Annotated in this window: 20 protein-coding genes and 1 riboswitch; of the genes, 12 read left to right on the top strand and 8 right to left on the bottom strand. The window is 64.4% G+C overall.

Annotated features, from left to right (window positions below):
* Positions 1-8 precede the first annotated feature (8 nt).
* The 3 genes from AQ12_RS10790 to gcl form a co-directional block, all read right to left on the bottom strand.
* A complete protein-coding gene (locus AQ12_RS10790) occupies positions 9-776 on the bottom strand; it encodes a fumarylacetoacetate hydrolase family protein (protein WP_048439904.1) in 768 nt (255 codons plus the stop codon).
* Between the two features lie 24 nt (positions 777-800).
* Positions 801-1,061, bottom strand: coding sequence for a hypothetical protein (locus AQ12_RS10785; protein ID WP_048439903.1), 261 nt, complete (start codon positions 1,059-1,061; stop codon positions 801-803).
* A gap of 109 nt (positions 1,062-1,170) precedes the next feature.
* Complete coding sequence (gcl, locus tag AQ12_RS10780) at positions 1,171-2,967, bottom strand: glyoxylate carboligase (protein WP_048439902.1); 1,797 nt, start codon at positions 2,965-2,967, stop codon at positions 1,171-1,173.
* A 116-nt stretch (positions 2,968-3,083) separates the two neighbouring features.
* Between gcl and AQ12_RS10775 the strand changes: the two genes are divergently transcribed.
* Positions 3,084-3,983 (top strand): LysR family transcriptional regulator, encoded by a 900-nt coding sequence (locus tag AQ12_RS10775; RefSeq protein WP_048439901.1) that lies wholly within the window; start codon positions 3,084-3,086, stop codon positions 3,981-3,983.
* Between the two features lie 132 nt (positions 3,984-4,115).
* On the opposite strand, the gene AQ12_RS10770 is transcribed toward AQ12_RS10775, so the two are convergent.
* From AQ12_RS10770 to zapB, 5 genes are all read right to left on the bottom strand, one after another.
* Positions 4,116-5,048, bottom strand: a complete 933-nt coding sequence (locus AQ12_RS10770) for a methionyl-tRNA formyltransferase (protein WP_048439900.1) — start codon at positions 5,046-5,048, stop codon at positions 4,116-4,118.
* A gap of 26 nt (positions 5,049-5,074) precedes the next feature.
* Positions 5,075-5,887: a sulfite exporter TauE/SafE family protein gene (locus AQ12_RS10765; protein WP_048439899.1), complete on the bottom strand. Its 813-nt coding sequence runs from the start codon at positions 5,885-5,887 to the stop codon at positions 5,075-5,077.
* Between the two features lie 14 nt (positions 5,888-5,901).
* Positions 5,902-7,314, bottom strand: coding sequence for an adenylate/guanylate cyclase domain-containing protein (locus tag AQ12_RS10760; protein ID WP_048440016.1), 1,413 nt, complete (start codon positions 7,312-7,314; stop codon positions 5,902-5,904).
* A 356-nt stretch (positions 7,315-7,670) separates the two neighbouring features.
* Positions 7,671-8,024, bottom strand: a complete 354-nt coding sequence (locus tag AQ12_RS10755; RefSeq protein ID WP_048440015.1) for a cell division protein ZapA — start codon at positions 8,022-8,024, stop codon at positions 7,671-7,673.
* 41 nt (positions 8,025-8,065) lie between these two features.
* A complete protein-coding gene (zapB, locus tag AQ12_RS10750) occupies positions 8,066-8,278 on the bottom strand; it encodes a cell division protein ZapB (protein WP_048439898.1) in 213 nt (70 codons plus the stop codon).
* Between the two features lie 35 nt (positions 8,279-8,313).
* Positions 8,314-8,580: riboswitch (cobalamin riboswitch) on the top strand.
* Positions 8,581-8,664: 84 nt separating this feature from the next.
* On the opposite strand from zapB, the gene AQ12_RS10745 reads away from it, so the two are divergent.
* The 11 genes from AQ12_RS10745 to AQ12_RS10695 all read left to right on the top strand — a co-directional run bounded on the left by AQ12_RS10745 (position 8,665) and on the right by AQ12_RS10695 (position 25,889).
* Entirely contained in the window at positions 8,665-10,479 is a 1,815-nt protein-coding gene (locus AQ12_RS10745) for a TonB-dependent receptor domain-containing protein (RefSeq protein WP_082151538.1), read from the top strand.
* Positions 10,480-10,500: 21 nt separating this feature from the next.
* On the top strand, positions 10,501-11,313 hold the full coding sequence (locus AQ12_RS10740) for a cobalamin-binding protein (RefSeq protein WP_048439897.1): 813 nt from the start codon (positions 10,501-10,503) through the stop codon (positions 11,311-11,313).
* A 55-nt stretch (positions 11,314-11,368) separates the two neighbouring features.
* Entirely contained in the window at positions 11,369-12,292 is a 924-nt protein-coding gene (locus AQ12_RS10735) for an ABC transporter substrate-binding protein (RefSeq protein WP_238587699.1), read from the top strand.
* Positions 12,289-13,296, top strand: coding sequence for an iron ABC transporter permease (locus AQ12_RS10730; RefSeq protein WP_048439895.1), 1,008 nt, complete (start codon positions 12,289-12,291; stop codon positions 13,294-13,296). Before AQ12_RS10735 ends, AQ12_RS10730 begins: the two co-directional genes overlap by 4 nt.
* Positions 13,293-14,084, top strand: a complete 792-nt coding sequence (locus AQ12_RS10725) for an ABC transporter ATP-binding protein (protein WP_238587698.1) — start codon at positions 13,293-13,295, stop codon at positions 14,082-14,084. The genes AQ12_RS10730 and AQ12_RS10725 overlap by 4 nt, the downstream gene beginning before the upstream one ends.
* Positions 14,081-15,514, top strand: a complete 1,434-nt coding sequence (locus AQ12_RS10720; protein WP_048439894.1) for a cobyric acid synthase — start codon at positions 14,081-14,083, stop codon at positions 15,512-15,514. Before AQ12_RS10725 ends, AQ12_RS10720 begins: the two co-directional genes overlap by 4 nt.
* A gap of 65 nt (positions 15,515-15,579) precedes the next feature.
* A complete protein-coding gene (locus tag AQ12_RS10715) occupies positions 15,580-16,017 on the top strand; it encodes a universal stress protein (protein ID WP_048439893.1) in 438 nt (145 codons plus the stop codon).
* Positions 16,018-16,026: 9 nt separating this feature from the next.
* Positions 16,027-17,670, top strand: a complete 1,644-nt coding sequence (locus AQ12_RS10710; RefSeq protein ID WP_053076678.1) for an alkaline phosphatase family protein — start codon at positions 16,027-16,029, stop codon at positions 17,668-17,670.
* Positions 17,671-17,824: 154 nt separating this feature from the next.
* The gene (locus tag AQ12_RS10705) at positions 17,825-19,546 is read left to right on the top strand and encodes an efflux RND transporter periplasmic adaptor subunit (RefSeq protein WP_048439892.1); all 1,722 of its coding nucleotides are present in this window, start codon (positions 17,825-17,827) and stop codon (positions 19,544-19,546) included.
* Positions 19,543-22,620, top strand: coding sequence for an efflux RND transporter permease subunit (locus AQ12_RS10700; RefSeq protein WP_048439891.1), 3,078 nt, complete (start codon positions 19,543-19,545; stop codon positions 22,618-22,620). Before AQ12_RS10705 ends, AQ12_RS10700 begins: the two co-directional genes overlap by 4 nt.
* A complete protein-coding gene (locus tag AQ12_RS10695) occupies positions 22,617-25,889 on the top strand; it encodes an efflux RND transporter permease subunit (protein ID WP_048439890.1) in 3,273 nt (1,090 codons plus the stop codon). Before AQ12_RS10700 ends, AQ12_RS10695 begins: the two co-directional genes overlap by 4 nt.
* The last annotated feature ends 1 nt before the right edge of the window (position 25,890 follow it).

Raw genomic sequence — 25,890 nt, 5'->3', positions numbered from 1 at the left:
AAAAATAATCAAAGAAACCGGTTGGTGAGCGTGCCGATGCCCGCGATCGCGACTTGCACGGTGCTGCCCGGCTTCATCGAGCCGACGCCCACCGACGTGCCGCACAGGATGAGGTCGCCGGGGTTGAGGGTCATGTCCTGCGAGATGAGGCTGACCAGCCGCTGCACCGGAAAGCGCATGTCGCTGATGGGGTAGTTCTGCCGCTCCACGCCATCGAGCAGGGTTCGCACGACGAGCGTGGCGGGGTCCAGGCCGGTCGCTATCGACGGGCCGAAAGGGCAGAAGGTGTCGAAGCCCTTGGCGCGCACCCATTGGGCAAACGAAGCGTCGCGGTGCAGGATGTCGGCGGCGGTCACATCGTTGACGCAGGTGTAGCCCAGCACGTGGTCGAGCGCGTCGCTTTCGCTGACCCGCTTGCAGGTCTTGCCGATGACAACGGCGAGTTCGCCTTCGAACACAACCCTGCCTTCGCACCCGGGGTGGGCAATGATGCCGCCCGGCTCCAGGAACGAGTTGGGTGCCTTGAGCAGGTACAGCGGCTCGGCAGGCACCGGCAGGTTGAGCTTTTCGCCCAGCGCATGGAAGTTGTTCCACAGCGCGATCACCTTGGTGGGCACCACCGGCGTGAGCAGGCGCACCGCCCCCAGCGGCACGACCTGGCCGGTGGGCTGCGCGCCCGAGAACATGCTGCCTGCGCAGACGCGAATCGCGTCGCCTTCCAGCATCCCGAACCCCTGGGTGCCATCGTGCGTGAATCTCACCCAGTGCTTGGTCATGGCGGCTTTCAGGCGGTCAGGCGTTCAGGACGCGAGGACCGCGTGGCATCGCTTCCTGGCGGTTTCCACCGCCTGCACCAGGAAGTCGGCGTCGTAGGCGCGAAGCAGGTGCGCGTGCTCGGTCTCCAGGTAGCGGCGCACGCAGCAATCGCCCGACTCGCGCAGGCGCATGAAGGTCACCGCATCCCAGTGCCACGGCAGGTCGAGCTCTTCGAATGCCGCGTTGTAGGCGTGCAGGTGAGACTGGGCAGATGGGTCGATGGTGGCGGCGTGGTGAGTGGTCATGAGGTGCTCCTTTGGGACTATCCTAGGAAAACAAACGATTTAAGAATAGTTAAAGTATTTGATGGATTGATTTACAAACGCTTATGGTTTGGACAAAGCTGTGACGCTGTCATTCGAGCAGGCCCGCAAGCTCCAGGCCCTTGAGGCCGCCGGGGTGGCGGCAATCGACATCCTCGAATTCATTGACCTTGTCGATCTCGGTCCCCATGGCGATGTTGGTCACCTTCTCCAGGATGACCTCGACCACCACCGGCACCCGGTGCTCTTTCGCAAGAGCGGTGGCCTGCAGCAGCGCTGCCTGCAGTAGCGACGGGTCCTGCACCCGCAGCGCCTTGCAACCCAGGCCCTGCACCACGGCTACATGATCCACGCCGTAGCCGCGAAGCTGGTCGTCGGACGCGGGCACGTTGATGTTGTCGAACGCGAGCTGCACGCAGAAATCCATGTCGAATCCGCGCTGGCTCTGGCGGATCAGCCCGAGGTAGGAGTTGTTCACCAGCACATGCACATAGGGCAGCTTGAACTGCGCGCCCACGGCAAGTTCTTCCATCAGGAACTGGAAGTCGTAGTCGCCCGTGATCGCGACGACCGTGCGCGATGGGTCGGCCGCAACCACGCCCAGTGCCGCAGGCATCGACCAGCCCAGCGGCCCGGCCTGGCCGCAGTTGATCCATTGGCGCGGGCCGTAGATGTTCATGAACTGGCCGGCCGCGATCTGGCTGTTGCCGATGTTGCTCACGTAGATCGTGTCGCGCGGAAAGGCGAGGTTCAACTCTTCATACACGCGCTGCGGCTTGATCGGCACGTTGTCGTAGTGCGTCTTGCGCAGCATCAGGCGCTTGCGTTCGGCGCATCGCATGGCCCAGTCGCTGCGGTCGGGCATGCGCTGCGCGGCCTTGCGTTCACGCGCGGCTTCCACGAAAAGCTGCAGGGCAGCCCTGGCATCGGAGACGATGCCGTAGTGGGGTGTGAACACGCGGCCTATCTGTGTTGGCTCGATGTCGACGTGCACAAAAGTGCGGCCCTGGGTATAGACCTCGATCGAGCCGGTGTGGCGGTTCGCCCAGCGGTTGCCGATGCCCAGCACGAAATCGCTCGCGAGCATGGTGGCGTTGCCGTAGCGGTGGCTGGTCTGCAAGCCGACCATGCCAGCCATCAAGGGGTGATCGTCGGGGATCGTTCCCCAGCCCATGAGGGTGGGAATGACCGGGATGCCGGTGAGTTCTGCAAACTCCACGAGCAGGTCGCTGGCGTCGGCGTTGATGATGCCGCCGCCTGCGACGATCAGCGGACGCTTGGCTGCAGTGAGCATGTCCAGCGCCTTGTCGATCTGCTTGCGGGTCGCGGCAGGCTTGTGAACCGGAAGCGGCTCATAGGTGTCGATGTCGAATTCGATCTCGGCCATCTGCACGTCAAACGGCAAGTCCAGCAGCACAGGGCCGGGCCGCCCGGATCGCATCAGGTGGAAGGCCGCCTGCAACGCGCCGGGCAACTGGCCCGGCTCTCGCACGGTGAAGGACCACTTGGTGACGGGCGCGGAGATCGCCTCGATGTCCACCGCCTGGAAATCTTCCTTGTGCAGTCGCGCGCGCGGTGCCTGGCCGGTGATGCAAAGGATGGGGATGCTGTCGGCGCCTGCCGAGTACAGGCCGGTGATCATGTCGGTGCCGCCGGGGCCCGAGGTGCCGATGCACACGCCGATGTTGCCGGCCTTTGCGCGGGTATAGCCCTCGGCCATGTGCGATGCGCCTTCGACGTGGCGCGCCAGGATGTGGGTGATGGACTGGCGTTCGCGCATCGCCGCATAGAGCGGATTGATGGCGGCACCCGGAACACCGAAGGCATGGGTGATGCCTTCTTTTTCCATCACGAGCACGGCGGCCATGGCCGCTTTCATCTTCGTCATCGCCTGTCTCCATTTATTGTTCGACGAGGCCAATGTACGAAGGCAAGACGATTAATGATAGTTAAAGTAGTTCATACTATTCATTTGCAAAGGCTTATGAGTGAAAGGCAACTGCCATGATGAACGCGACGCTGCGCCAGCTGAAGGTATTCGAAGCCGTGGCCCGCAACCTGAGCTTCTCGCGTGCCGCGGAAGAGCTGCACCTGACGCAGCCGGCCGTGTCGATACAGGTCAAGAAATTGCAGGACCATGCGGGCCTGCCGCTGTTCGAGCAGCTGGGCAAGAAGATCCATCTCACGCCCGCCGGTGCGGAGATGCTGCATGCCAGCCGCGTGATCATCCAGCAGTTCCGTGAGGTCGAAAACACGATGACGCAGTTCAAGGGCGTCTCGGGCGGAACGCTCAATGTGGCGGTCATCAGCGCGGGCGATTATTTCTTTCCGCGCCTGCTGGTGGAGTTTGCGAGCCGGCATACCGGCGTCACGCTCAACTTCCATGTGTGCAACCGCGAGGAGTTGCTGGAGCAGCTGGCGGACAACCTCACCGACCTGGCGGTGATGGTGCGGCCCCCGCTGGACCAGGACACGGTCAACGAGCCTTTCGCACCGCATCCGTATGTGATCGTGGCCGCGCCGAATCATCCGTTGGCCGGACGCAAGCGCATCCCGGTGGCGCGGCTCGCGCGTGAGGCGTTCGTTGTGCGCGAGAAGGGATCCGACACATCGAACTCGATGATTGAAGCCTTCGGCGATCACATGGCCGAGCTGAACATTGCCATGGAAATCAGGAGCACCGAGACCATCAAGCAGGCGGTGATGGCGGGAATGGGCGTGAGCTTTTTATCGGCCCACACGATACGGCGCGAGGTTCAGGATGGGAGCCTTGCCGTGCTGAACGTGCAGGGATTTCCGATGATGCTCAACTGGTATGTGGTGCACCGCAAGTCCAAGCGGCTGCCGCCTGTGGCGCAGGCGTTCAAGACGTTTTTGCTCAACGATTGCGCGGAGCTGATTTAGCAAGGCTGTCATGCCGGGCTTGACCCGGCATCCACCGCGAAGCGGCTGCTGCGCTTGATCGCAGATGGATTGCGGATCAAGTCCGCAATGACAGCCTCCACATTTGTCCCGCAATGACAGCCTCCACACTTGTCATGCCGGGCTGGAGGTCGACGCGACCAATCCGTGCATGCGCGCGAACTCACCCGCATTCATCTTCTTGCCACCCTCGGCCTTGACCTTCAACACTTCGATCAACCCGCCATGCGATTTGACGATGATCGACGTCTCGGTCACTGCTTCGATATCGCCCGGCTTGTGGCCCACCCCCGCGAACTTGCCCATTGCAATCTTGCGGCAGTCATAAACCCAGGTCTTTTGCCCCGCGAGCGTGGTCCACGCCCCCGGCGCCGGGTTGCAGGAACGGATCAGGTTGTAGACCTGGTCCACATGGTTGGCCCAGTTGATGCGCGACTCTTCGTCGTGGAACCAGCCTTCGTAGGTAGCGAGCGATTCGTCCTGCACCCGCTCTTCGTGCTTGCCGGCAACGACCAGATCAGCGGCTTCCAGCAGCGCCGAAACGCCCATCGGGAACAGCTTGTTGAAGTAGAGCTCGCCCAGCGTTTCGTCCGGCCCGATGGGGCAGGACTTCTGAAGGATCACGGGACCCTCATCGAGCCCGTCGGTCGGACGGAAGATGGTGATGCCGGTCTCTGTCTGGCCGAGCGCAATCGGCCAGCTGATCGACGAAGGCCCGCGATGGCGCGGCAGAAGCGAGGGATGAAACTGGATCGTGCCGTGCTTGGGAATGTTCACGAATTCCTGCGGAGCGAACTGCACGACATAGGCCATCACGCCCAGGTCGACCTTCAGTTCGCGCAGCGCGTCTTGCGCGAAGCTGCTGCGCAGGCTGCTGAATTGCAGCACCGGCAGGTCGCGCAGGTGGGCGGCTTCGCGCAGGGCGTCGATCTTGGTGCCGGGCTTGTCCGGGATGCAGAAGACGCCAGCGACCTCGTCGCCGCGCGCAATGAAGGCTTCCATCGCGGCCTTGCCGAAATCTTGCTGTCCGATGATTGCGATTCTCAAAATGACTACTCCTCGAGACGCAGGAATTAACGCAGCAGGAAGTATGCCGCGAGGATATAGAGCACGACAGCAAACAGCCGCCGGAGCGGCCGGATATCCATGCGATGCGCGGTGCGCGCGCCGATCGGCGCCATGGTCATGCTGGCGAGCGCGATCAGGATCAATCCTGGCAGGTACAGGTAGCCGAACGATCCCGGCGGCATCTGCGGCAAACCCTGGCCCGCCCAGATGTAGCCCAGCGTGCCCGCAAAGGCAATCGGAAAACCCAGCGCCGAAGAGGTGCCCACTGCATCGTGGATCTTGACGTTGCACCAGGTCATGAACGGCACCGAAACGAAAGCCCCGCCTGCGCCCACCAGCGACGACAAGCCCCCGATCAGCGTGCCCATCGAGAACGTGCCGACCGCTCCCGGCATGGATCGCGAGGGATGTGGCTTTCGGTCCAGAAACATCTGCGTGGCCGAGAACGCGACAAAGATCGCAAACAGGATGGACAGCACCTTGCCCGGCAAGGCCACGGCGATTTGCGCGCCCAGGAGCGATCCGAACAGGATGCCCGGCGCGAGCAATCGAACGATGGGCCACTTCACGGCGCCGCGCTTGTGGTGCGCCCGCACGGACGACAGGGACGTGAAGCAGATCGTGGCCAGCGAGGTGGCGACCGCCATCTTCACCACGTATTCGGCAGGGTAGCCTTTGGAGGTGAGGATGAAGGTGACGAACGGCACCATCAGCATGCCGCCGCCGATGCCCAGCAGGCCCGCGAGAAAGCCGGTAGCAAGGCCCAGGGCCAGGAGTTCGACGACGAGTTGGGGTTCGATCAGGGAGAAAAAGGCGATCAGGATGGTGTCACTCAGGCAATTTCATACACCGTCAGCTCATCGGCGATACCGCGCAGGCTGGCTCGCTGCGGCACCGGCGTGAGCCCGGCATCCGCGAGCATACCCGCGACGGCGGGGTCGTTCACGACGGGCGCTGTCGCGAAGATGGCATGCGAGGTCGCCAGTCCCTGCACGCGCGCTGCGATATTGACCGTCTGGCCGAAGTAGTCGAGCCGGTCGTTCAGCGTGACGGCCAGGCAGGGGCCCTCGTGGATGCCGATCTTGAGCAGCAGGTCTTGCGCGGGCCGGTCGGCGTTGAGTTTTTTCATGGCGTCGCGCATCGCAAGCACGGCGGCCATGCCGCGATCGGGCGTCGGAAAACTCGCCATCACCGCATCGCCGATGGTCTTGACCACCGCGCCCGACTGGCGGCCAATCACCTCATTGAGCACCGCGAAGTGCGCCTTGACCAGGTCGTAGGCCGCCAGATCGCCGACGCGCTCATAAAGGGCGGTCGATGCCTTCAGGTCGGTGAACACGAAGGTCATGCTCGTGATCTTCAGGCGCTGGTCAATTTGCAGCATGTCCGAGCGAAAGAGATCGCGGAATGTCTGGTTGGTCAGCAGGTGACGCGCAGACAAAAATTTGCGACGCTGCCCGAGGATGTGATGCAGTTCGTCGCCTGCCACGTACAACTGCGGCAACACGCGCTGGTCGGTGCGGTTTTCCAGCGTGAGTCGCAGGGGACCCGGCCGCATCTTCAAGGTGCCGGTGGGGGCCTGCACAGCGTTGAACACCATGCCCAGTTCCTGGCGTTCGCGCGTGGGTTCGCCCTGCACGTCGATGAAATGCGCTGCGTGGGTGACGGGCTCGAACACGATGACAAACGCTTGCGGCAGTTGCAGCGACATGGTCGCCTTTTCGCCCGCGCCGAGTTCCATCCAGTCGATCACGATGTCTTTCATCAATTCATCGAGTGGCACGTCCTTGGGAAAGGCGATGCCCGAGCTCCAGTAGATCTGGCGCATGTAGTCCCAGATCGGCAGGGTGTCGGGTGTGTGCGCGGCGATCTTGCGCACGCGTGGACTGACGGTGAATGCCACTTCGACCATGCCGTCCAGTGATGGCTCGTAGCCTGCGGCGCAGATGGCGCAGGCGTAATCGTGCTGCTCTATCGTCTTGATGGATTGGTTGGCATTGAGGACGCCGCCGCAACCGGGGCACAGCAGGTTCCACGACATCTCGAACAGGCCCAGCTTGGCCGCGTGCAGGAATGCGTCAAGGACGGTGTCGGTGGGCAGCGCGCGATCGGCGGCAAACTCGATCACGTTGATTCGATGCAGGCTTGCGTCGGCGCCGTCTTGCACCAGCGCCTCGATGGCGGCGGCTGCAGCCGCGTCGGCGGACTGGCGCAGCACATTGAATCGGGCTTCGAGTTCGCTCATGCCAATCCCCATGCAGAAGATGGGAGCATTCTTGGGCGAAAAAAAGGTGTCTGCAAGTGCCACCGGGCCGGCAGCCTGAACCGTGGTTCAGGTGGGCTAGGTCAGCCAGTCGTTGGGTTCATCTAACGCGAGACGATCACGCTCGATTGGCGATGTTCCAGGCCCGTGCTCAATGAGCATTGGTTCAAGGACATATAAGGCCCGATACGCACTGCAGACGAGGCCATTCTAGGCCGCGAAATTCAGCGCGTGGGCTGTCCATGCGCGGGATGAGGAGAAAAATATAAATTGCTTGACAGGCTTGCCGGCAAGTGAACGGTGGATGCCGGGTCGAGCCCGGCATGACAGCCGGGGGGTCAGAGCAGTTGGCCGTCGCCGCCGAGCACCCCATCGAGCCGCTGCAGCAGGCTTGCAAGGCGCGGGTCATCGCCTTCATGGCCACTGCCATTGACCGCAGCGGGAGGCGGAACCTGCGCGGCAACAATGACCGGCGCCGTCATCGCGGCAGCGCCGCGATCGCTCACATCAAACGCGAGATTGAGCGCAGCCAGCACCGCGATGCGATCGCGGGCCTTGACCTTGCCGGCATCGCGGATCTTGCACATGGCGGTGTCAACGCGTTCCACGGCGTCGAGCAGGCGCTGCTCACCGCCCTCGGGGCAGGCCAGCAGGTAGCTCTGGCCCATGATCTGGACCTCCAGCTGCTTCATCTTTGCGCTCATGGATTGGGTGGTGTCGGGTTGCGCCAGGCTCAAGCGGCGCTCTTGACTTCAGGCAAGCGCTCAAGAAGCGCATCGACCCGCGAACGGGCTGCAGACAGGCGCGACTTGAGCGAATCGCGCTCGTGCGTGAGCACGTCGACTTGTTCGGCGAGCAGGGCGTTGGTGCGTTGAAGCTCTTCGTATCGCACGAGGAGCCGCTCAACGCGTTCAGCGATCCGGTCGATTTGGGAGGCACTGGGCATACGCGGATGATTGTAGGGTTTGCGCAGGAATTCAACCGTAAAATGCCCGGGTTGGTGCTCGCGGTGTGGTTCGCATGCCGCAGTTCAACGGGAAGCAGGGCGCTCCATGCCACATGCCGCAAGGTGTGTGGCCCAGGGCCAACCTGCGCTGCCCCCGCAACGGTAAGCGGAAGAATTTCGCATGCAGGAAATTCCGCTCCATCAGCAAATGCCACTGGGCGCGCGTCGACACAGCGCGTGCCTGGGAAGGCGATGGAGTTGACCCGCCAGCCCGGATACCGGCCAACACGGTGGTTGCGTGCGCCTTGAAAAAGAAGCACGCGGCTGTAAGCCCATTGCCTGGCGGGGAAGCCGGGCCCGGGTATTCGTTTCGTGTGTCTCCATCAATGAAATCTTCTGCCTTTGTCCTGCGCAACAGCGCAATCATGGCCGCCTGCGCGGCCGCTTTCCCCTGCACTTTTTCGTCTGCCTTTGCGCAGACCACCTTGCAGGACGTCGTCGTGACTGCCACCCGCAACCCCACCCGCGCTGACGAGCTGGTGAGCGATGTGAAGGTGATCGGCCGCGCGGCCATCGAAGCCTCTGCCGCCCGCACCTTGCCCGAGTTGCTGGCGCGCACGGCCGGCGTGCAGATGAGCGCCAACGGCGGTCCCGGCCAGTTCTCCAGCGTGTTCATCCGCGGCGGTGAGAACCGCCACACCATCTTGCTGGTCGATGGTGTGCGACTGGGATCGGCCACCGCTGGCACGCCCAGCTGGGATTCGATTCCCGTTGACATGATCGAGCGCATCGAGGTGCTCAAAGGACCTGCGTCTGCCCTGTACGGCAGCGAAGGTGTCGCGGGTGTGGTCCAGGTGTTCCTGCGCAAGGGCAAGGAGGGCTTTCATCCCTATGCGTCGATGGCGCTCGGCAGCGATCATTACGCCAGGGTCGGCGCCGGCTTCCAGGGCGGGCAGGGCAATCTTGGTTACTCGCTCAGTGTGGACAAGCTGAGGGTGCGCGGGTTCTCTGCGACCAACCCGCGCGTGCCGTTCGGCAGCTTCGAGCCCGATGTCGATCCGTTCAACCAGCACGCGATCTCCGCGACGGCGCGCTACCAGTTGTCCGGCAACTGGCGTATCGATGGGGGCCTTGTTTACTCCGAAGGCACTGCTTCGTACGACGATGGCCCGGGTTTCGATCCGAAAAGCGCGTTGCGCACGGCGACTGCGCACGTCGCGGTCCAAGGCAAGGTGAACGACCGCTGGCAGACGCAGCTGCGCCTGGCCCAGGGCAACGACACGAACAATTCATACGCTTCCAGTTTCGACGGTTCGTTCAAGACCGAGCAGTCGGAGTTCACCTGGCAAAACGAGATCGCGACGCCGATTGGCGTGGTGCTCGCGGGTGTCGAGCAGCGGGTGCAGCGCGTGAAGAGCGACACCGTCTTCACGGTGGGCAAACGCACGATCAATGCGGTGTTCGCAGGGTTGAACGGCAAGCACGAGCGGCACAGCTGGCAGTTCAATGTGCGCCGCGATTCCAATTCGCAGTTCGGCGATGCCACCACCGGATTCGCGGGCTACGGCTTTCGCGTCTCGCCGCAGTGGCGCGTGCATGCGTCGCATGGCACGTCGTTTGTCGCGCCGTCGTTCAACCAGCTCTACTACCCGTTCTTTGGCAACCCAGCGCTGCAGCCGGAGCATGGCAAGAACACCGATCTGGGCGTGACCTGGTCGGCGGCCGGGCATGAGGCCAAACTGGTTCGCTACGACAACAAGATTCGCGGGTTCATGACCAACACAACCTTGCCGATCAACGTCGATGCGCGCATCAAGGGCTGGACGCTGGAGTACACCGGCAAGTTCAATGCGCTTGAGTTGCGTGCGAGCGCCGATTCGCTGGACCCGATGCGAACCAACGGCAGGCAGTTGCCGCGCCGCGCCAAGACCCAGCTGACGGCCGGTGCTGATTACACGATGGGTGCGTGGCGCTTTGGCGGATCGGTGCTGCATGTCGGCGACCGATTCGATGATGCTGCCAACCTGAAACCGCTTGCGGCCTACACGACGGCAGATATCTACGCCGACTGGCAGTTCGCGCGCGACTTCCATGTGCAGGCCAAGGTGAACAACCTGGCCGATCGCACCTATGAAACCGCGCTGGGCTACAACCAGCCTGGACGCAGCGTCTTTGTGACGCTGCGCTGGCAGCCGAAGTAAGCTCGCCTGAAAGCCCTGCCCATGATCGAGTTTTCTCGCGGTCCCCAACGCATCGTCTGCCTGACCGAAGAGGCGACGGAGTGGCTGTATTTGCTGGGGCAGCAAGAGCGCATCGTGGGCATTTCCGGCTATACGGTGCGCCCTCGCAAGGCCCGCGAGGAAAAGCCGAAGGTCAGCGCTTTTCTCTCGGCGAAGATCGACAGGATCATTGACCTCAAGCCCGACTGTGTCTTCGGCTTTTCCGACCTGCAGGCTGATATTGCTGCTGAGCTGATAAGACGTGGCGTGCAGGTCACGATCTTCAACCAGCGCAGCGTCGGCGAGATTTTCTCGATGCTCTACCAGGTGGCAGCGATGGTGGGCGAGGTTGAGCGCGGTGAGCAATTGCTGGCCGGGATGCGCAGCCGGCTGGAGGTGATTGAGCAGCAGGGGCGGGCCTTGCGGCGGCGTCCCCGCGTCTATTTCGAAGAGTGGGACGAGCCGCACATCAGTGCGATCCGGTGGGTGTCCGAGCTGGTGGGCATCGCGGGCGGTGACGATTGCTTTGCCGAACTGGGGGTGATGCCCATGGGTCGGGACCGCATCATCGCCGATAGCGCCGAGATCGTTCGCCGTAATCCGGACATCATCATCGGGTCGTGGTGCGGCAAGAAATTCAGGTCTGAGAAGGTGGCTGCGCGTGCGGGTTGGGATGCAGTGAATGCTGTTCGCGATGGCCAGTTGTTCGAGATCAAGTCGCCCGACATCCTGCAGCCCGGACCAGCCGCGTTGACCGATGGGGTGGAGCAATTGCACGCGATCATCAGGCGATGGGCGGATGCGCATGCGGTCTGACCCCGGCTGTCATTGCGGGCCGAGATCGCAGGGATCCTTCGAATCCCCCGCAACCATGACTTCGACGGCCGTAGCCGCTGCGCGGTGGATGCCGGATCGAGTCCGGCATGACAAGCCGAGGAGCGGAAAGCGCTGGTTCGCAGCTGCACTTGCTTTCTGTGCGGGTGTCGCCGCAGCCTACCCGGTCACCGACGATCGCGGCGTGACTGTGGAATTTGCTCAACCGCCACAGCGCATCGTCACGCTGCTTCCATCGCTCACGGAAACAGTCTGCGCGCTGGACGAGTGCAAGCGCCTCGTGGGCGTCGATACGTTTTCGAACTGGCCCGAGAGCGTGCGGCAGTTGCCGCATGTGGGCGGCGTGGAAGATGCCAGCATCGAGACCATCGTGAGCCTCAAGCCCGATCTCGTGCTGTTGTCATCGACCTCGCGTGCGATTTCGCGCCTGCAGGCACTGCGCATTCCGGTCTTCGGCATCGATGTGAAGACGTTGCCCGATGTGCATCGCGCGCTGGCTAACGTGGGCCGTGTGCTCGGCACGACGCGTGGCGAAGCCATATCGGCCCAGATCGATGCGGGTATCGCCGATACGGCGAAACAGGTGCCCGCGTCGGCCAAAGGTGTGTCCATCTATTTTGAAGTCGCGAACGGGCCCTACGCCGCCAGCGAGTCGTCCCATATCGGTGAAATCCTCGCGCGGCTGGGCGCAGCGAACATCGTGCCGGGAAGCCTGGGCACGGTGCCCCGGCTCAACCCGGAATTCGTTGTTCGCGCCGATCCGCAAGTGATCGTGATTTCGCAGCGTGAAGCCGCGTCGCTCAAGTCGCGGCCAGGTTGGTCACACATCCGCGCAGTGCGCGAAGGCCGTATTTGCGCGCTCGATCCGCAGCAAGGCGACGCGATCGCCCGACCCGGACCGCGCCTGGTGCAGGCGGCCCGCATCCTCGCCCAGTGCATGCAGATGAAGGCGCGCAGATGAGTGTCGCACCGGGCAGCGTGAGCGGACGAGGCGAGGGACTGCTCGTGATCGCGCTGGTGGTTCTCACAGCGCTGCTCATCGTCGCAGGCGCGGCCGTCGGCAGCACAGGCTGGGAGCCCGTGTGGCGCTCGGGCGCAGGCCCGGACAACGCCATCCTCTGGGACATCCGGTTGCCGCGCACGGCAGGCGCGTGGCTGGCGGGTGCGCTGCTCGGCCTGGGCGGGGCGATCGCGCAAGGGCTGTTTCGCAACCCGCTGGCAGATCCGTATCTGCTGGGCAGTGCGGCGGGCGCATCGCTGGGTGTCGCTACTTTGTTGGCCGTGGTGGGCGTTTCGCCGATGGCCGCATCGGGCTGGACGGCGCAGCTGGGCATCACGGGCGCCGCGTTCGCGGGCGCCGTCGGCGCGGTGCTGGTCACGCTCGCGCTGGCAAAAGGCGTGCAACACACGCTGCGCCTGTTGCTGGCCGGTGTGGTGGTGGGCATGGTGTTCGGCGCGCTTTCCGCGCTCATCATGTTCTGGACGCCCGACATCATGCGGACGCTGCAGGCGTTTCTTCTCGGAACCACAGGTTTCCTGGGATGGGAAAGCGTGCTGCTTCTGGCGGCGCTGCTCGCACTCACCACCGTCGTTGCAATCGGGTTCAGCCCGGCACTCGATGCGCTCGCGCTCGGCGAGCACACCGCGTCCAGCCTGGGTATCTCGCTCGCGCCGCTGCGTTTCGTGCTGGTGGCGACCATGGCCCTTGCGACCGCTGCAGCCGTGGCACAAGTGGGCCTGATCGCTTTCATCGGGCTGGTCGCGCCTCACCTGGTGCGCGCGAGGGTCAAGACCACGCATCGCTGGCTGCTTCCGCTCGCGGCTTTGACAGGCGGTGTGCTCCTGCTCGCGGCCGACGTGCTGTCGCGGTGGCTGCTCGCGCCCCAGGAGCTGCCCGTCGGCGTGCTGACGGCGGTGCTGGGTGGCGGGTATCTGTTGTGGTTGATGCATAGGCGGCCGTTATGAACGACGCAATGCATGCCATTGCCGCGCGCAAGCTGAGCATTGTTCTGGGGACACGCGAAGTCGTGCGCGAGGTGGACCTGTCGCTCGTCACTGGACGCTGGACTGCCATCGTCGGCCCCAATGGCGCGGGCAAGACAACCCTCTTGCGCGCGCTGGCGGGCCTCATTGCCTTCAAGGGGCTGATACAGATCGACGGCCGCGATGTCGCAACGATTCCCAACAGGGAGCGCGCACGACAGATCGCATGGCTCGGCCAGAACGAACCGGGTGCGCAGGACCTGCTTGCCTATGACGTCGTGATGCTCGGCCGCCTTCCGCATCAAGCCTGGCTCGGCTCGCCCAGCGCTGCCGATCGAAGCGCAGTCGAAGCCGCCATGCGCGAGACGCAGTCATGGGACTGGCGCGACCGGCCGCTCGGCCAGCTCTCGGGCGGCGAGCGCCAGCGCGTGCTGCTGGCGCGTGCCCTGGCGGTTCAGGCAGCTATCCTCATCATGGACGAACCGCTGGGCAATCTGGACCCTCCCCACCAGGCCGATTGGCTGCGCATCGTCAGGGCCCATGTGCAGCGCGGCGGCACGGCTGTATCGGTGCTGCACGAGATCACGATGGCGCTGCATGCCGACGACATGGTGTTGATGCAGGAAGGCCGCATCTCGCATCACGGCGCATGCGCGCACAGCGACACGCATCGTGCGCTGGAAAAAGTGTTCGACAACCGGATCGGCGTTCGCCCGCTGGACGGGCACTGGGTGGCGCTGCCGATGCAGCCTGCGCAGCGCACGCCATGACCGCACGCTGCGTGATGGTGCTGGGCACGACCAGCGGCGCGGGCAAGAGCTGGCTTGTCACGGCCCTGTGCCGTCGTTATGCGCGGCAGGGCCTGAAGGTGACGCCCTTCAAGGCGCAGAACATGAGCAACAACGCCCGCGTCGTGGCGGGCGGCGAGATCGGAAGCGCCCAGTATTTCCAGGCGCTGGCAGCACGCGCCGTGCCCGATGTGCGCATGAATCCTGTGCTGCTCAAGCCCGAGCGCGACACGCACAGCCAGGTGGTGTTGCTCGGCGAGGTCAACGACAGGCTCACGCAGATGCCCTGGCGTGAACGAAGCGGCCAGGTGTGGCCGTTCATCGCGCAATCGCTCGATGATTTGCGTCAGGAAAACGACATCGTGGTGATCGAGGGAGCCGGCTCACCCGCAGAGATCAACCTGGCCTCCAGTGACATCGTGAACATGCGTGTGGCGCAGCACGCCAATGCGCGCTGCCTGCTGGTGACCGATATCGACAGGGGCGGGGCGTTCGCGCATCTCTACGGCACCTGGGCGCTGCTGCCGCCAGAGCAGCAGGCATTGATCGACGGCTTCGTGCTCAACAAGTTTCGCGGCGATGCGGCGCTGCTCGCGCCAGGGCCCCAGATGCTGGAGCAACTCACCGGCATCCCCACGGTTGCGACACTTCCGATGTGGCGCGACCACGGGCTGCCCGATGAAGACGGCGTCTTTGACGAGCGCACCCTCAGCGCCGGCCCGGTTCACACGACCATTGCTGTCGTCGCGTATCCGCGCATCAGCAATCTCGATGAATTCCAGGTGCTCAAGAATGTGGCAGGTGTGCGGCTGGTTTGGGCACGCAGTCCTGCAGATGTCGCGGGTGCCGACTGGATCATCTTGCCGGGCTCCAAGCACACGACCGGTGACCTGTCGTGGCTTCGTACGCAGGGCCTGGACCGCGCAATTGCCGAACATGCCGCGCGAGGCGGTACGGTGCTGGGCGTGTGCGGCGGCTTGCAGATGCTGGGCGAGGCATTGATCGATCCTCATGGTATTGACGGCAATGGGCCGGGGCTGGGCTTGCTGCCGCTGGTGACGGTGTTCGGCAAGGAGAAGATCGTCAGGCGCACGACCACGCAATTTCTGCCGGCGGTGGATGCGACGATGCCCTTCGGCAGGCTCAGGGCCAACGGCGGAGTGGAGGTGTCGGGCTACGAGATTCACCATGGCCGCACGGCGCAGCATGCGGGCATGGAAGCGGCAATTGCGGTGCTGCCCGACAGCCTCGGCTGGTGCAACGCGCGCGGCAACGTGATGGGCATTTACCTGCACGGATTGTTCGAGGATGCGGCCGCGCTGCATGCGCTCTTTGGCACAAAAGCGCGCACGCTCGATGATGTGTTCGACGGCATGGCCGACTTTCTGGATAGGCACTTTCCCCAAGGCTGATCGCTTCGACAAAGCAGGTAACTGCGTCTATGCTTGCCCCAAACCATCAGTCGAAGGGGTGTGTCATGTACAAGCGAATTTTGTTGGCCTACGACGGCTCGGATGCCGGGCAGAAAGCATTGCTCGATTGCCAGGACCTGGCGCAATGGAGTCAGTCCGAGCTGTTCCTGATCGCAGTCATGCCATCGGCCATGAGCTTTGTCGGGCTCGAAGGCGGTGTGTATGACATGGAGCTGGAAGAGCGCGAAAAGAAAAAACACCTTGCCGTGCTGGAAGACGGCTTGCAGCGCCTGACCAGCGCAGGCTACGCGCCCAAAGGCGAAGTGCTGGTGGGCGAGGCCGTGGACGAGATCACGAAGTTCGCCCGCAAGATCGACTGCAACCTGGTCGTGGTGGGTCACAAGCACCTGGACAGCTGGGCCGCCAGATGGTGGCGCGGCTCGATCTCGGGGGCGCTGATCGAACAGGCGCCGTGCAGTGTGCTGGTCGTGATCACTTCCTGATCCTGCGGCATGAAGTCGCACAAACTCATTCGCACATCTTTTGCTGCGCTCGTTTGCGCGCTGCTCGCATCCTGCGCAACGCCGCCCGCAACCCCGGACAAGCCCAAACTGGTCGTCTTGCTTGTCGTGGACGGCCTGCCCCAGCGGCAGGTGCTCGCCTATCGCGACCAGCTCGCCCCCGATGGATTCGCGCGCTTCCTCGACCGGGGCGCGTGGTTTGCCGATGCACAGTACGGGCATGCATTCACCGTGACAGCGGCAGGCCACGCCACCATGCTCACCGGCGCGTATCCGCATCGCACCGGCATCATCGGCAACGAGTGGCGTGACCAGGCCACGGGCGAGCCGGTCTACAACACCGGCGACACGAGCGCCACCTATCTGGGCAACAGCACCAGGCCGCTCGACGGGACCAGCCCGCGCAATCTCAAGGCCGAAACCGTGGGCGATGTGCTTCGCCGGCTCGACGCTCGCTCGAAGGTGATCGCCATTTCGGGCAAGGACCGCGGCGCCATCCTTCCTGCGGGCAAGACCGGCACGGCTTATATGTACATGGGGCAAAGCGGCCAGTTCGCATCGACCTCGTTCTACATGCCGGCGCACCCGACCTGGGTCACGCAGTTCAACGGCCGCAAGCTCGCGGACACCTATTTCAAGACCGAGTGGAAGCCGGTCCTGCCCGAAGCAGCCTACGCCCGCTCGGTCGCCGACAACCAGCCCTGGTACGGGCCGCGCGGCGGCAAGCTGCCGATGATGATGGGTGTGGCAGCCGACGATGTGCCCGGCCCGGCGTTCTATTCGGCGCTGCTCGCCAGCCCGTTCGCCGATGCCCTGTCGCTGGAATTCGCGCGTGCGGCCATCGCAGGCGAAGGCCTGGGCCGCGACGATGCGCCCGACCTGCTTGCGGTCAGCCTGTCCGGTCACGACTATGTGAATCACCGCTTCAGCGCCGAGTCGCGCCTGTCGCACGATCACTTTCTTCACCTCGACCGGATGCTGCAGTCGTTCTTGCGGGACCTCGATGCCACCGTGGGCAAGGACAACTACATCGCGGTGCTGACGGCGGACCATGGCTTCATGCCGGCGCCTGAATTCAACCAGGCGCGCGGCGTCGAGTCGGGCCGCATCAGTTCGTCGCAGATGCTCACGAGGATCAGCGCTGGCCTGGTCCAGAAGTTCGGTGAAGGCAAATGGCTGCTGGGCGCTTCGGGCGCCTCGCTCCTGCTCGACAAGAAGCTGATCGCCGCAAGGGGCGTGAGCCTGGACGCTGTGGCCGAGGAGTCGCGACGCCTGATCCTGCTGGAGCCCAGCATAGGCACGGCCTACACCCGCGCCGAACTGCTGTCCAACAGCCGCGCCGGCGCGCCCTTCTTCGAGGCATCGCGCAAGGCCTGGCATCCCGATGTCGCCGGCGAAGTCCAGTTCACCATCAAACCCAACTTCATGTTCGGATCGAGCACGTCGATTGCCACGCACGGCTCGCCTCATCCATACGACACGCACGTTCCCATCCTGGTTTACGGGCCGAAGTGGGTCAGGGCAGGTCGGGTGGACACGCGGGTGGAGGTGGTGGACATCGCACCGAGCCTGTCGCGCATCCTGGGCGTCGCTGCGCCGGCAATGTCGGAAGGAAGGCAACTGCCGCTGCCATGAGGTTGACGGCGCAGGGCCCGAATCTTTGCAGGACATTTACCTACAGGCCCACGCGCTACACACTGATCGGCAGTGAGCGCATTTAGGATCAGACTCTCCAAGCCGCGCGCGTCCCTGTTGTTCATGCCGCAGTGCGGGCACAACAAGGACACCGATGGATCAAGAACCCGTCAATCGCGAAACCGTATCCACCACAACAATTGCTGAGCCCCCCCGGCGAGCCGTGAGCCGCCGGTCGACCATCATCGGCAGCGTGATTGCGCTGCTGGCGGTCGCGGGCATCGGCTGGCTGGCCTGGAGTCTCACCCATCCCGATACCCCCGCTGCGGGCGCTGGCGGCGCGCGGCCCGGCGCGAGCGGCGCATCGGCAGGCGGTGGGGGTGGCCCTGGCGGTGGGGGCGCAGGCGGCCGGGCCGGTGGACGCGGCCCCGCGACCACGGTCGGTGTTGCGATTGCCGAACGCATGGAAATCCCGGTGGTGGTCGATGCGCTCGGCACTGTGATTCCGCAGGCCAGCGTGCGCGTGCGCCCGCAGGTGTCTGGCGTGCTGCAGCGCGTGATCTACAAGGAAGGGCAGATGGTCCGCAAGGGCGAACTGCTGGCCGTGATCGATCCGCGCCAGTTTGAAATGACGGTGCAGCAGGCCGCAGGCCAGCGGCTTCGCGATGAAGCGCAGCTTGCAGCGGCCCGGGTCACGCTGGAGCGTTACCGCACCTTGCTCGGGCAGGACTCCATTGCGCGCCAGGAAGTCGATACACAGGCGGCGCTGGTCAAGCAGCTCGAAGCCGCCGTGGTGATCGCCAAGGCCAACGAAGGCGCGGCTCGCCTGAACCTGAGCTACACCAACATCACCGCGCCCATTGCAGGGCGCATCGGCCTGCGGGCAGTCGATGTCGGCAATGTGGTGAGCACCGGTGACGCCAATGGTGTCGCCCTCATCACGCAGTTGTCGCCCATCGATGTGGAGTTCGCGATTCCGCAGGACCAGGCCGTGACCTTGCAGCAGAACGTGGGGGCCTTCATGGAAGTGAAGGCCTTTGACCGCACGCGCACCACGGTGCTCGATGTGGGCACCTTCGCCTCGCTCGACAACCAGATCGACACCCAGACCGGCACCGTGCGTGCCAAGGCGCGTTTCAACAATGCGCGCCAGTCGCTGTTCCCCAGCCAGTTCGTCAATGTCCAGCTGAACATGAAGACGATCCGCGATGCGGTCGTCGTGCCTGTGGCTGCCGTGCGCCAGGGACCGGCAGGGGTTTATGTGTTCGTGCTCAACGATGACCGCACCGTGACGCAAAGAACGGTGACGCGCGGTATCGCCACGGTGGACAAGGTGCAGATCGCCACGGGCCTGCAGGTGGGCGAACGTGTGATCACCGAAGGCGCTGACAGGCTGCGCGATGGTTCGCGCGTCGTGTTACCGGGCGATGCACCGGGTGCGGGCAGGCCAGGCGGCGGACGCCGCATGCGGGGTGCCGATGGCGCGGCTTCGGCTGCTGCGGGTGCATCCCTTGCACCTGCTGCACCGGTCGCGCCGGCGGCCTCGGGTGCGGCCTCGGGTGCCACTGCTGGTCCACGGGCCAGAAGCGCTGCGTCTGCGGGCAGCGCGCCTCGCGGCGCATCGGCTCCTGTTGCCGGTCCTGCTCCTGCTGCTGCGCCCGCCGCCGCAGCACCGGTCGCAGGCCCCACACCCGAGCAACGCCAGCGCATGCTGGAGTCGGCCAAGGATGACCCTGAAATGCTGGCCCGCCGCAAGGCGTTCCTGGAGCGGCTCGACAAGGGCGACCCGGCCGCGCTGGAGCGCTGGGCGCAGATGCAGCAGCGGCGTGCCGAGGGCGGCGGCCGCGGTGAAGGCAGACGCGCGCAGCCTCAATGAACCCGTCGCGTCCTTTCATCCTGCGGCCGGTCGCGACCTCGCTGCTGATGCTGGCCATCGTGCTGGCAGGCGTGCTCGGCTTCAGGTTCCTGCCGCTGTCGGCGCTGCCGCAGGTCGATTACCCGACCATCCAGGTGCAGACGCTGTACCCGGGCGCAAGCCCGGAGGTGATGGCGCAAACCGTCACCGCGCCGCTGGAGCGCCAGTTCGGGCAGATGCCGGGCCTGTCGCGCATGAGTTCGACCAGTGCGGCGGGCGTGTCCATCGTCACGCTGCAGTTCGGTCTGGGCCTGGCGCTCGATGTTGCCGAGCAGCAGGTGCAGGCGGCCATCAATGCAGGTGGATCGCTGCTTCCTGCCGACCTGCCCGCACCGCCCGTCTATGCCAAGGTGAATCCGGCGGATGCACCGGTGCTCACGCTGGCGATCACCTCCGATTCGCTCGCGCTCACCGAAGTACAGAACATCGCGAACACGCGAATCGCGCTGAAGGTCAGCCAGGTGTCGGGCGTGGGCCTGGTCACCTTGTCGGGCGGGCAGCGCCCGGCGGTTCGCATCCAGGTGGATGCGCGCGCGCTGGCTTCTTACGGCCTCACGCTGGACAACGTACGCACGGCCATCACGGCGGCCAACGCCAACAGCGCCAAGGGCAGCATCGACGGCGCGACCCGTGCCTACACCATCAATGCCAATGACCAGCTGGTGGCGGCAGCCGATTACCAGAACCTGATCGTCTCTTTCAAGAACGGCGCGCCGATCCGCCTGTCGGATGTGGCCAAGGCGGTGGAGAGCGCGGAGAACGTCAAGCTCGGTGCATGGGCCGTAGTCGATGGGCAGCTCAAGCCCGCGATCATCCTCAACGTTCAGCGCCAGCCCGGTGCCAATGTGATCGCCACGGTCGATGGCATCAAGGCCCGATTGCCCGAACTCATGTCCGGCCTGCCGGCATCGATCAAGGTCGATGTGCTGAGCGACCGCACGACCGGTATCCGCGCGTCGGTTCACCATGTGCAGATCGAGCTGATCCTGGCGGTGGTGCTGGTGGTGCTGGTGATCTTTGCTTTCCTGCACAGCCTGCGCGCGACCGTCATTGCGAGTCTTGCCGTCCCGATTTCGCTGATCGGTGCGTGCGGCGTGATGTACCTGCTGGGCTACAGCCTGAACAACCTGAGCCTGATGGCGCTCACGATTGCAACCGGCTTCGTGGTGGACGACGCCATCGTGATGATCGAGAACATCTCGCGCCACATCGAGGACGGCGACCCGCCGATGGAAGCGGCGCTCAAGGGTGCGAGCGAGATCGGCTTCACCATCATCTCGCTGACGGTCTCGCTGATTGCGGTGCTGATTCCGCTGCTCTTCATGGGCGATGTGGTGGGGCGGCTGTTCCGCGAATTTGCGGTGACGCTGGCGATCACCATCCTGATTTCTGCCGTGGTGTCCCTGACGCTGGTGCCGATGATGTCGGGCCGCTGGATCAAGGCGCACGAGGGCGGCGAAAAGGGCTGGGGCGGCTGGATGCAGCGCAAGTTCGACCGCATCATCGAGCACTACGACGGCTGGCTCCAGTGGGTGCTCGCCCGCGAAAAACTCACGCTGCTGGTGGCACTCGCCACGCTCGTGCTGACAGTGCTGCTCTACATCTGGATTCCCAAGGGCCTGTTCCCCACGCAGGACACCGGGCAGCTGCAGGCGCGGGTCGAGGCATCGCAATCGGTGTCGTACACCGCCATGGCGCAGATGCAGCAGGAGGTTGCGCGGCTGGTGATGGAAGACCCGGACGTCGAGACCCTCAGCAGCTTTGTGGGCGTGGATGCGGCCAACAACACCATGCTGCACACCGGCCGCATGTTGATCAACCTGAAAAAGAGCCACGACAACCAGCAACAGGTGATCGACCGGCTGCGCCAGCGCGCGCAACGCGTGCCCGGCATCGTGTTCTACCTGCAGCCAACACAAGACCTGACCATCGATGCCGAGTCGGGGCCGACGCAATACCGCCTGTCGATCGAAGGCGCCGACGGTGCGACGGTGACGCAATGGGCGACTGCGCTGGCGCGCAAGCTGCAGGCGGTGGGCAAGGTTCGCAATGTGACCACCGATGCCGATGCATCAGGCGCAGCGGTGTATGTCGATATCGACCGCGACACGGCGGCACGCCTGAACATTTCGGCATCGGCGATTGATGAAGCGCTCTACAGCGCGTTCGGCCAGCGCATCGTGTCCACCATCTTCACGCAGACCAACCAGTACCGCGTGATCCTGGAAGCGCGGCCCGATCCGCAGGCATCGCCCGCTTCGCTGGGCATGGTGCAACTGCGCACATCGTCGGGTGAGGCTACGCCTCTGTCGGCAGTGGCGACCATCGTCGAGCGCCGCGCGCCGCTGCAGATCACGCACGTCGCGCAATATCCGGCGACCACGGTGGGTTTCGATACGGCGCCGGGTGTTTCGCTGGGCACGGCAGTCGATGCGATTCGCGTCGCGGCCAAAGAGCTCAACATGCCCAGCAGCGTGACCATGACCTTCCTGGGCGCTTCGGGCGCTTACGAGGCATCGCTGAGCAACCAGCTGTGGCTGATTCTTGCGGCGGTGGTGTGCGTGTACATCGTGCTGGGCGTGCTGTATGAGAGCTACATCCATCCCCTCACGATCTTGTCCACGCTGCCGTCGGCGGGGGTGGGCGCATTGCTGGCGCTGCTGGTCACCGGCAATGACCTGGGCGTGATCGGCATCATCGGCATCATCTTGCTGATCGGCATCGTCAAGAAGAACGCGATCATGATGATCGACTTCGCGATCGAGGCCGAACGCAAGGAAGGCAAGTCGGCGCGCGAGGCCATTCATCAGGCGGCGCTGCTGCGGTTCCGGCCGATCCTGATGACGACGCTGGCCGCGCTGTTTGCGGCGGTGCCGCTGATGCTGGGGTGGGGCGACGGCGCGGAGCTGAGAAGGCCGCTGGGGCTGGCGATCTTTGGTGGGTTGATCGTGAGCCAGTTGCTGACGCTGTTCACGACGCCGGTGATTTATCTGGGGTTTGATGGGTTGGCCAGGCGGTGGGGCGGTATTCGATGAACCTTTCCGAGCCCTTCGTCCGCCGCCCCGTCGCGACGATCCTGCTCACCATCGGGATCGCGCTGGCCGGCATAGGCGCGTTCTTCGTGCTGGCCGTCGCGCCGCTGCCGCAGGTGGACTACCCGGTGATCTCCGTCAGCGCGAACCTGCCAGGTGCCAGCCCGGACACGATGGCGTCCAGCGTGGCCACACCCCTGGAGCGAAGGCTGGGCGTGATCGCAGGCGTCAACGAGATGACGTCGTCCAGCGGCAACGGCTCCACCCGCATCAGCCTGCAGTTCGACCTCAACCGCAAGATCGACGCCGCCGCACGCGAAGTGCAGGCCGCGATCAACGCATCGCGCGCCGACTTGCCCTCGACCCTGCGCAGCAACCCGAGTTACCGCAAGGCCAACCCATCCGCCGCGCCCGTGATCATCCTGGCCATGACCTCGCCGACGCGCTCGCCTGGCCAGATCTATGACGCCGTGTCCAACGTCGTGCAGCAGAAAGTGGCACAGGTGCAGGGCGTGGGCGACGTCGAACTCGGCGGTGGTTCGCTGCCTGCCGTCCGCGTCGAGCTGCTGCCTTTCGCGCTCAGCAAATACGGCGTCAGCTCCGAAGACGTGCGCGCTGCGCTTCAGGCCAGCAACGCGAATCGGCCCAAGGGAACGATCGAAGGCTCGGGCCGGCAACTGCAGATCTACACCGGCACCGGCGTGCGCGAAGGGCGGCCCACCGCTGCTGACTATCGCAACCTGGTGGTCGCATGGCGCAACGGCGCGGCGATTCGCCTGTCCGATCTGGCCGAGATCAACGACAGCGTCGAGAACATCAACACGCTGGGCCTGTTCAACGGCGAGCCGGCCGTCATCGTGCTGGTCACCCTGCAGCCGGGTGCCAACGCGATCGAGACGGTGGACAACGTTCGCGCGCTCCTGCCCGAGTTGCAGGCGCAACTGCCCGGCGACATCAAGCTGTCGGTCGCGACCGACCGCACCCACTCCATACGCGCTTCACTGCACGAGGTGGAAGTCACGCTGGTGATCGCGATCGTGCTGGTCGTGCTGGTGGTCAGCGCCTTCCTGCGCAGCGTTCGCGCCACCATCATCCCGGCCGTCGCCACGGTTGTGTCGCTGCTCGGCACATTTGCCGTGATGTACTTGCTGGGCTTTTCGCTCAACAACCTGAGCCTCATGGCGCTCACCGTGGCGACCGGTTTCGTTGTCGATGACGCGATCGTGGTTCTGGAAAACACCAGCCGCCACATCGAAGCCGGCATGGATCGCTTCAGTGCTGCCTTGCTGGGCGCACGCGAAGTCGGATTCACCGTGCTGTCGATCAGCCTCTCGCTGGTGGCCGTCTTCATCCCGCTGCTGTTCATGGGTGGACAGGTCGGGCGGCTCTTTCGCGAATTTGCGGTGACGCTGTCGGCAGCCGTCATGATCTCGCTGGTCATCTCGCTCACCACCACCCCGATGCTCTGCGCATGGCTGCTGCGTCCGCATGACGAGCAAAAACCGCCGGGCCGCGTCTCGCGTGCCTTCGAGCGCGGCTTCAACTGGATGCAGCGCCAGTACGAACACAGCCTCGATTGGGCGCTGTCGATGCGCTGGCTCGTGCTGGCCATCCTGGTGCTGGTGATCGGATTGAACGCCTACCTGTTCACGATGATCCCCAAGGGCTTTTTTCCGCAGCAGGACACAGGGCAGATCCAGGGCGGACTGCGTGCCGACCAGAGCATCTCTTTCCAGGCCATGCAGGAAAAGCTCAGGCAGCTGGTCAACATCATCCGGGCCGATCCTGCGGTCGACACGGTGGTGGGTTTCACCGGCGGCGGGCGCGCGGGTGGCGGCTTTCTGTTCGTGAATCTGAAGCGCGGCGCAGACCGTACCGACAAGGGCCAGGCGGTGATTGCGCGATTGCGACCACAGCTCGCACAGATCACCGGTGTGAGCCTGTTCCTGAACCCGGTCCAGGACCTGCGCATGGGCGGCCGCCAGAGCAACAGCACCTATCAATACACGCTCAAGAGCGACAACGTCGCCGACCTTCGCAACTGGGCCGCGCGCCTGGCCGAAGCGATGAAGCAGCAGCCCGCGTTGACCGACGTGGACACCGACCAGCAGGAAAACGGCGTCGAAGTTTTCGTCGATGTGGACAAGGAATCGGCGGCGCGGCTGGGCATCAACTCGCGTGACATCAACAACGCCCTGTACAACGGCTTCGGCCAGCGGCAGGTCGCGACCATCTACGACGAGCTCAATCAATACCGCGTGATCATGGGTGTGGCACCGATGTACACGCGAAGCCCCGAAGCGCTGAAAGACATTTATGTTCCCGCGCGCGGCACGACCGGCAGCATCACCACGCCGCTCAATTCAACGACGTCGACAACCACCGCTACAACCACCACAGCCGCAACAGGCAGTGCGCCCATCAACCCGGGCCTGCGCGATCAGTCATCGGGGCAGGCCGTGGGCAGCAAGGCGACGACGATGGTGCCGCTGTCAGCCATCGCGAAGTTCAGCGAACGCCCCACCGCCAGTTCGGTGAACCACCAGGACGCCGAGCTCGCCACCACGATTTCCTACAACCTCGCAGAAGGCAGCAACCTGCAGGACGGCCAGGACGCAGTGCGGCAGGCAGAAGCGTCCATCAGCATGCCGATCAACGTGCGCGGCAGCTTCCAGGGCACGGCGCGGGCGGCGCAGCAATCGCAAGGCGAGCAGCCCATGCTGATCCTCGCGGCCATCGTCGTGATCTACATCCTGCTGGGCGTGCTGTATGAAAGCCTGGTGCATCCGATCACGGTGCTTTCAACGCTGCCATCGGCGGGCGTGGGCGCCGCACTGGCACTGCTGCTGTTCAAGATGGAGCTGTCCATCATTGCGCTGATCGGCCTGTTCCTGCTGATCGGCATCGTGAAGAAGAACGCGATTCTCATCATCGACTTTGCGCTCGATGCCGAGCGTTCGCGCGGCCTCTCGCCGTATGCCGCCGTGCGTGAGGCGTGCCTGCTGCGCTTTCGTCCGATCCTGATGACGACACTTGCCGCAGGCCTGGGCGCGCTGCCGCTGGCCATCGGCTTCGGCGAGGGCGCGGAGCTGCGCAAGCCGCTGGGCATCGCCATCATCGGCGGGCTGATCGCCAGCCAGGTGATCACGCTTCTCACGACACCGGTCGTCTACCTGCTGCTCGACAAACTGCGTCGCCGCAGCCCGCACGAACGCGAGCTGGGCCGTCACGCGCCTATTGCGGCCACCTCCGCCAGCCCCGCTGGAACATGAC

It is taken from the genome of Caenimonas sp. SL110 (assembly GCF_001044395.1).
Classification (GTDB): Bacteria; Pseudomonadota; Gammaproteobacteria; order Burkholderiales; family Burkholderiaceae_C; genus Ramlibacter.
Note: the sequence above shows the minus strand (reverse complement) of the source record. Positions and strands in the feature narration are given on the sequence as shown.

Bases quoted from the DNA above. Each gene is read 5' to 3' on its own strand.
- AQ12_RS10790 (WP_048439904.1), bottom strand. From the start codon at position 776: ATGACCAAGCACTGGGTGAGATTCACGCACGATGGCACCCAGGGGTTC.
- AQ12_RS10785 (WP_048439903.1), bottom strand. From the start codon at position 1,061: ATGACCACTCACCACGCCGCCACCATCGACCCATCTGCCCAGTCTCAC.
- gcl (WP_048439902.1), bottom strand. From the start codon at position 2,967: ATGACGAAGATGAAAGCGGCCATGGCCGCCGTGCTCGTGATGGAAAAA.
- AQ12_RS10775 (WP_048439901.1), top strand. From the start codon at position 3,084: ATGATGAACGCGACGCTGCGCCAGCTGAAGGTATTCGAAGCCGTGGCC.
- AQ12_RS10760 (WP_048440016.1), bottom strand. From the start codon at position 7,314: ATGAGCGAACTCGAAGCCCGATTCAATGTGCTGCGCCAGTCCGCCGAC.
- AQ12_RS10755 (WP_048440015.1), bottom strand. From the start codon at position 8,024: ATGAAGCAGCTGGAGGTCCAGATCATGGGCCAGAGCTACCTGCTGGCC.
- zapB (WP_048439898.1), bottom strand. From the start codon at position 8,278: ATGCCCAGTGCCTCCCAAATCGACCGGATCGCTGAACGCGTTGAGCGG.
- AQ12_RS10745 (WP_082151538.1), top strand. From the start codon at position 8,665: ATGAAATCTTCTGCCTTTGTCCTGCGCAACAGCGCAATCATGGCCGCC.
- AQ12_RS10740 (WP_048439897.1), top strand. From the start codon at position 10,501: ATGATCGAGTTTTCTCGCGGTCCCCAACGCATCGTCTGCCTGACCGAA.
- AQ12_RS10735 (WP_238587699.1), top strand. From the start codon at position 11,369: ATGACTTCGACGGCCGTAGCCGCTGCGCGGTGGATGCCGGATCGAGTC.
- AQ12_RS10730 (WP_048439895.1), top strand. From the start codon at position 12,289: ATGAGTGTCGCACCGGGCAGCGTGAGCGGACGAGGCGAGGGACTGCTC.
- AQ12_RS10725 (WP_238587698.1), top strand. From the start codon at position 13,293: ATGAACGACGCAATGCATGCCATTGCCGCGCGCAAGCTGAGCATTGTT.
- AQ12_RS10720 (WP_048439894.1), top strand. From the start codon at position 14,081: ATGACCGCACGCTGCGTGATGGTGCTGGGCACGACCAGCGGCGCGGGC.
- AQ12_RS10715 (WP_048439893.1), top strand. From the start codon at position 15,580: ATGTACAAGCGAATTTTGTTGGCCTACGACGGCTCGGATGCCGGGCAG.
- AQ12_RS10710 (WP_053076678.1), top strand. From the start codon at position 16,027: ATGAAGTCGCACAAACTCATTCGCACATCTTTTGCTGCGCTCGTTTGC.
- AQ12_RS10705 (WP_048439892.1), top strand. From the start codon at position 17,825: ATGGATCAAGAACCCGTCAATCGCGAAACCGTATCCACCACAACAATT.
- AQ12_RS10700 (WP_048439891.1), top strand. From the start codon at position 19,543: ATGAACCCGTCGCGTCCTTTCATCCTGCGGCCGGTCGCGACCTCGCTG.
- AQ12_RS10695 (WP_048439890.1), top strand. From the start codon at position 22,617: ATGAACCTTTCCGAGCCCTTCGTCCGCCGCCCCGTCGCGACGATCCTG.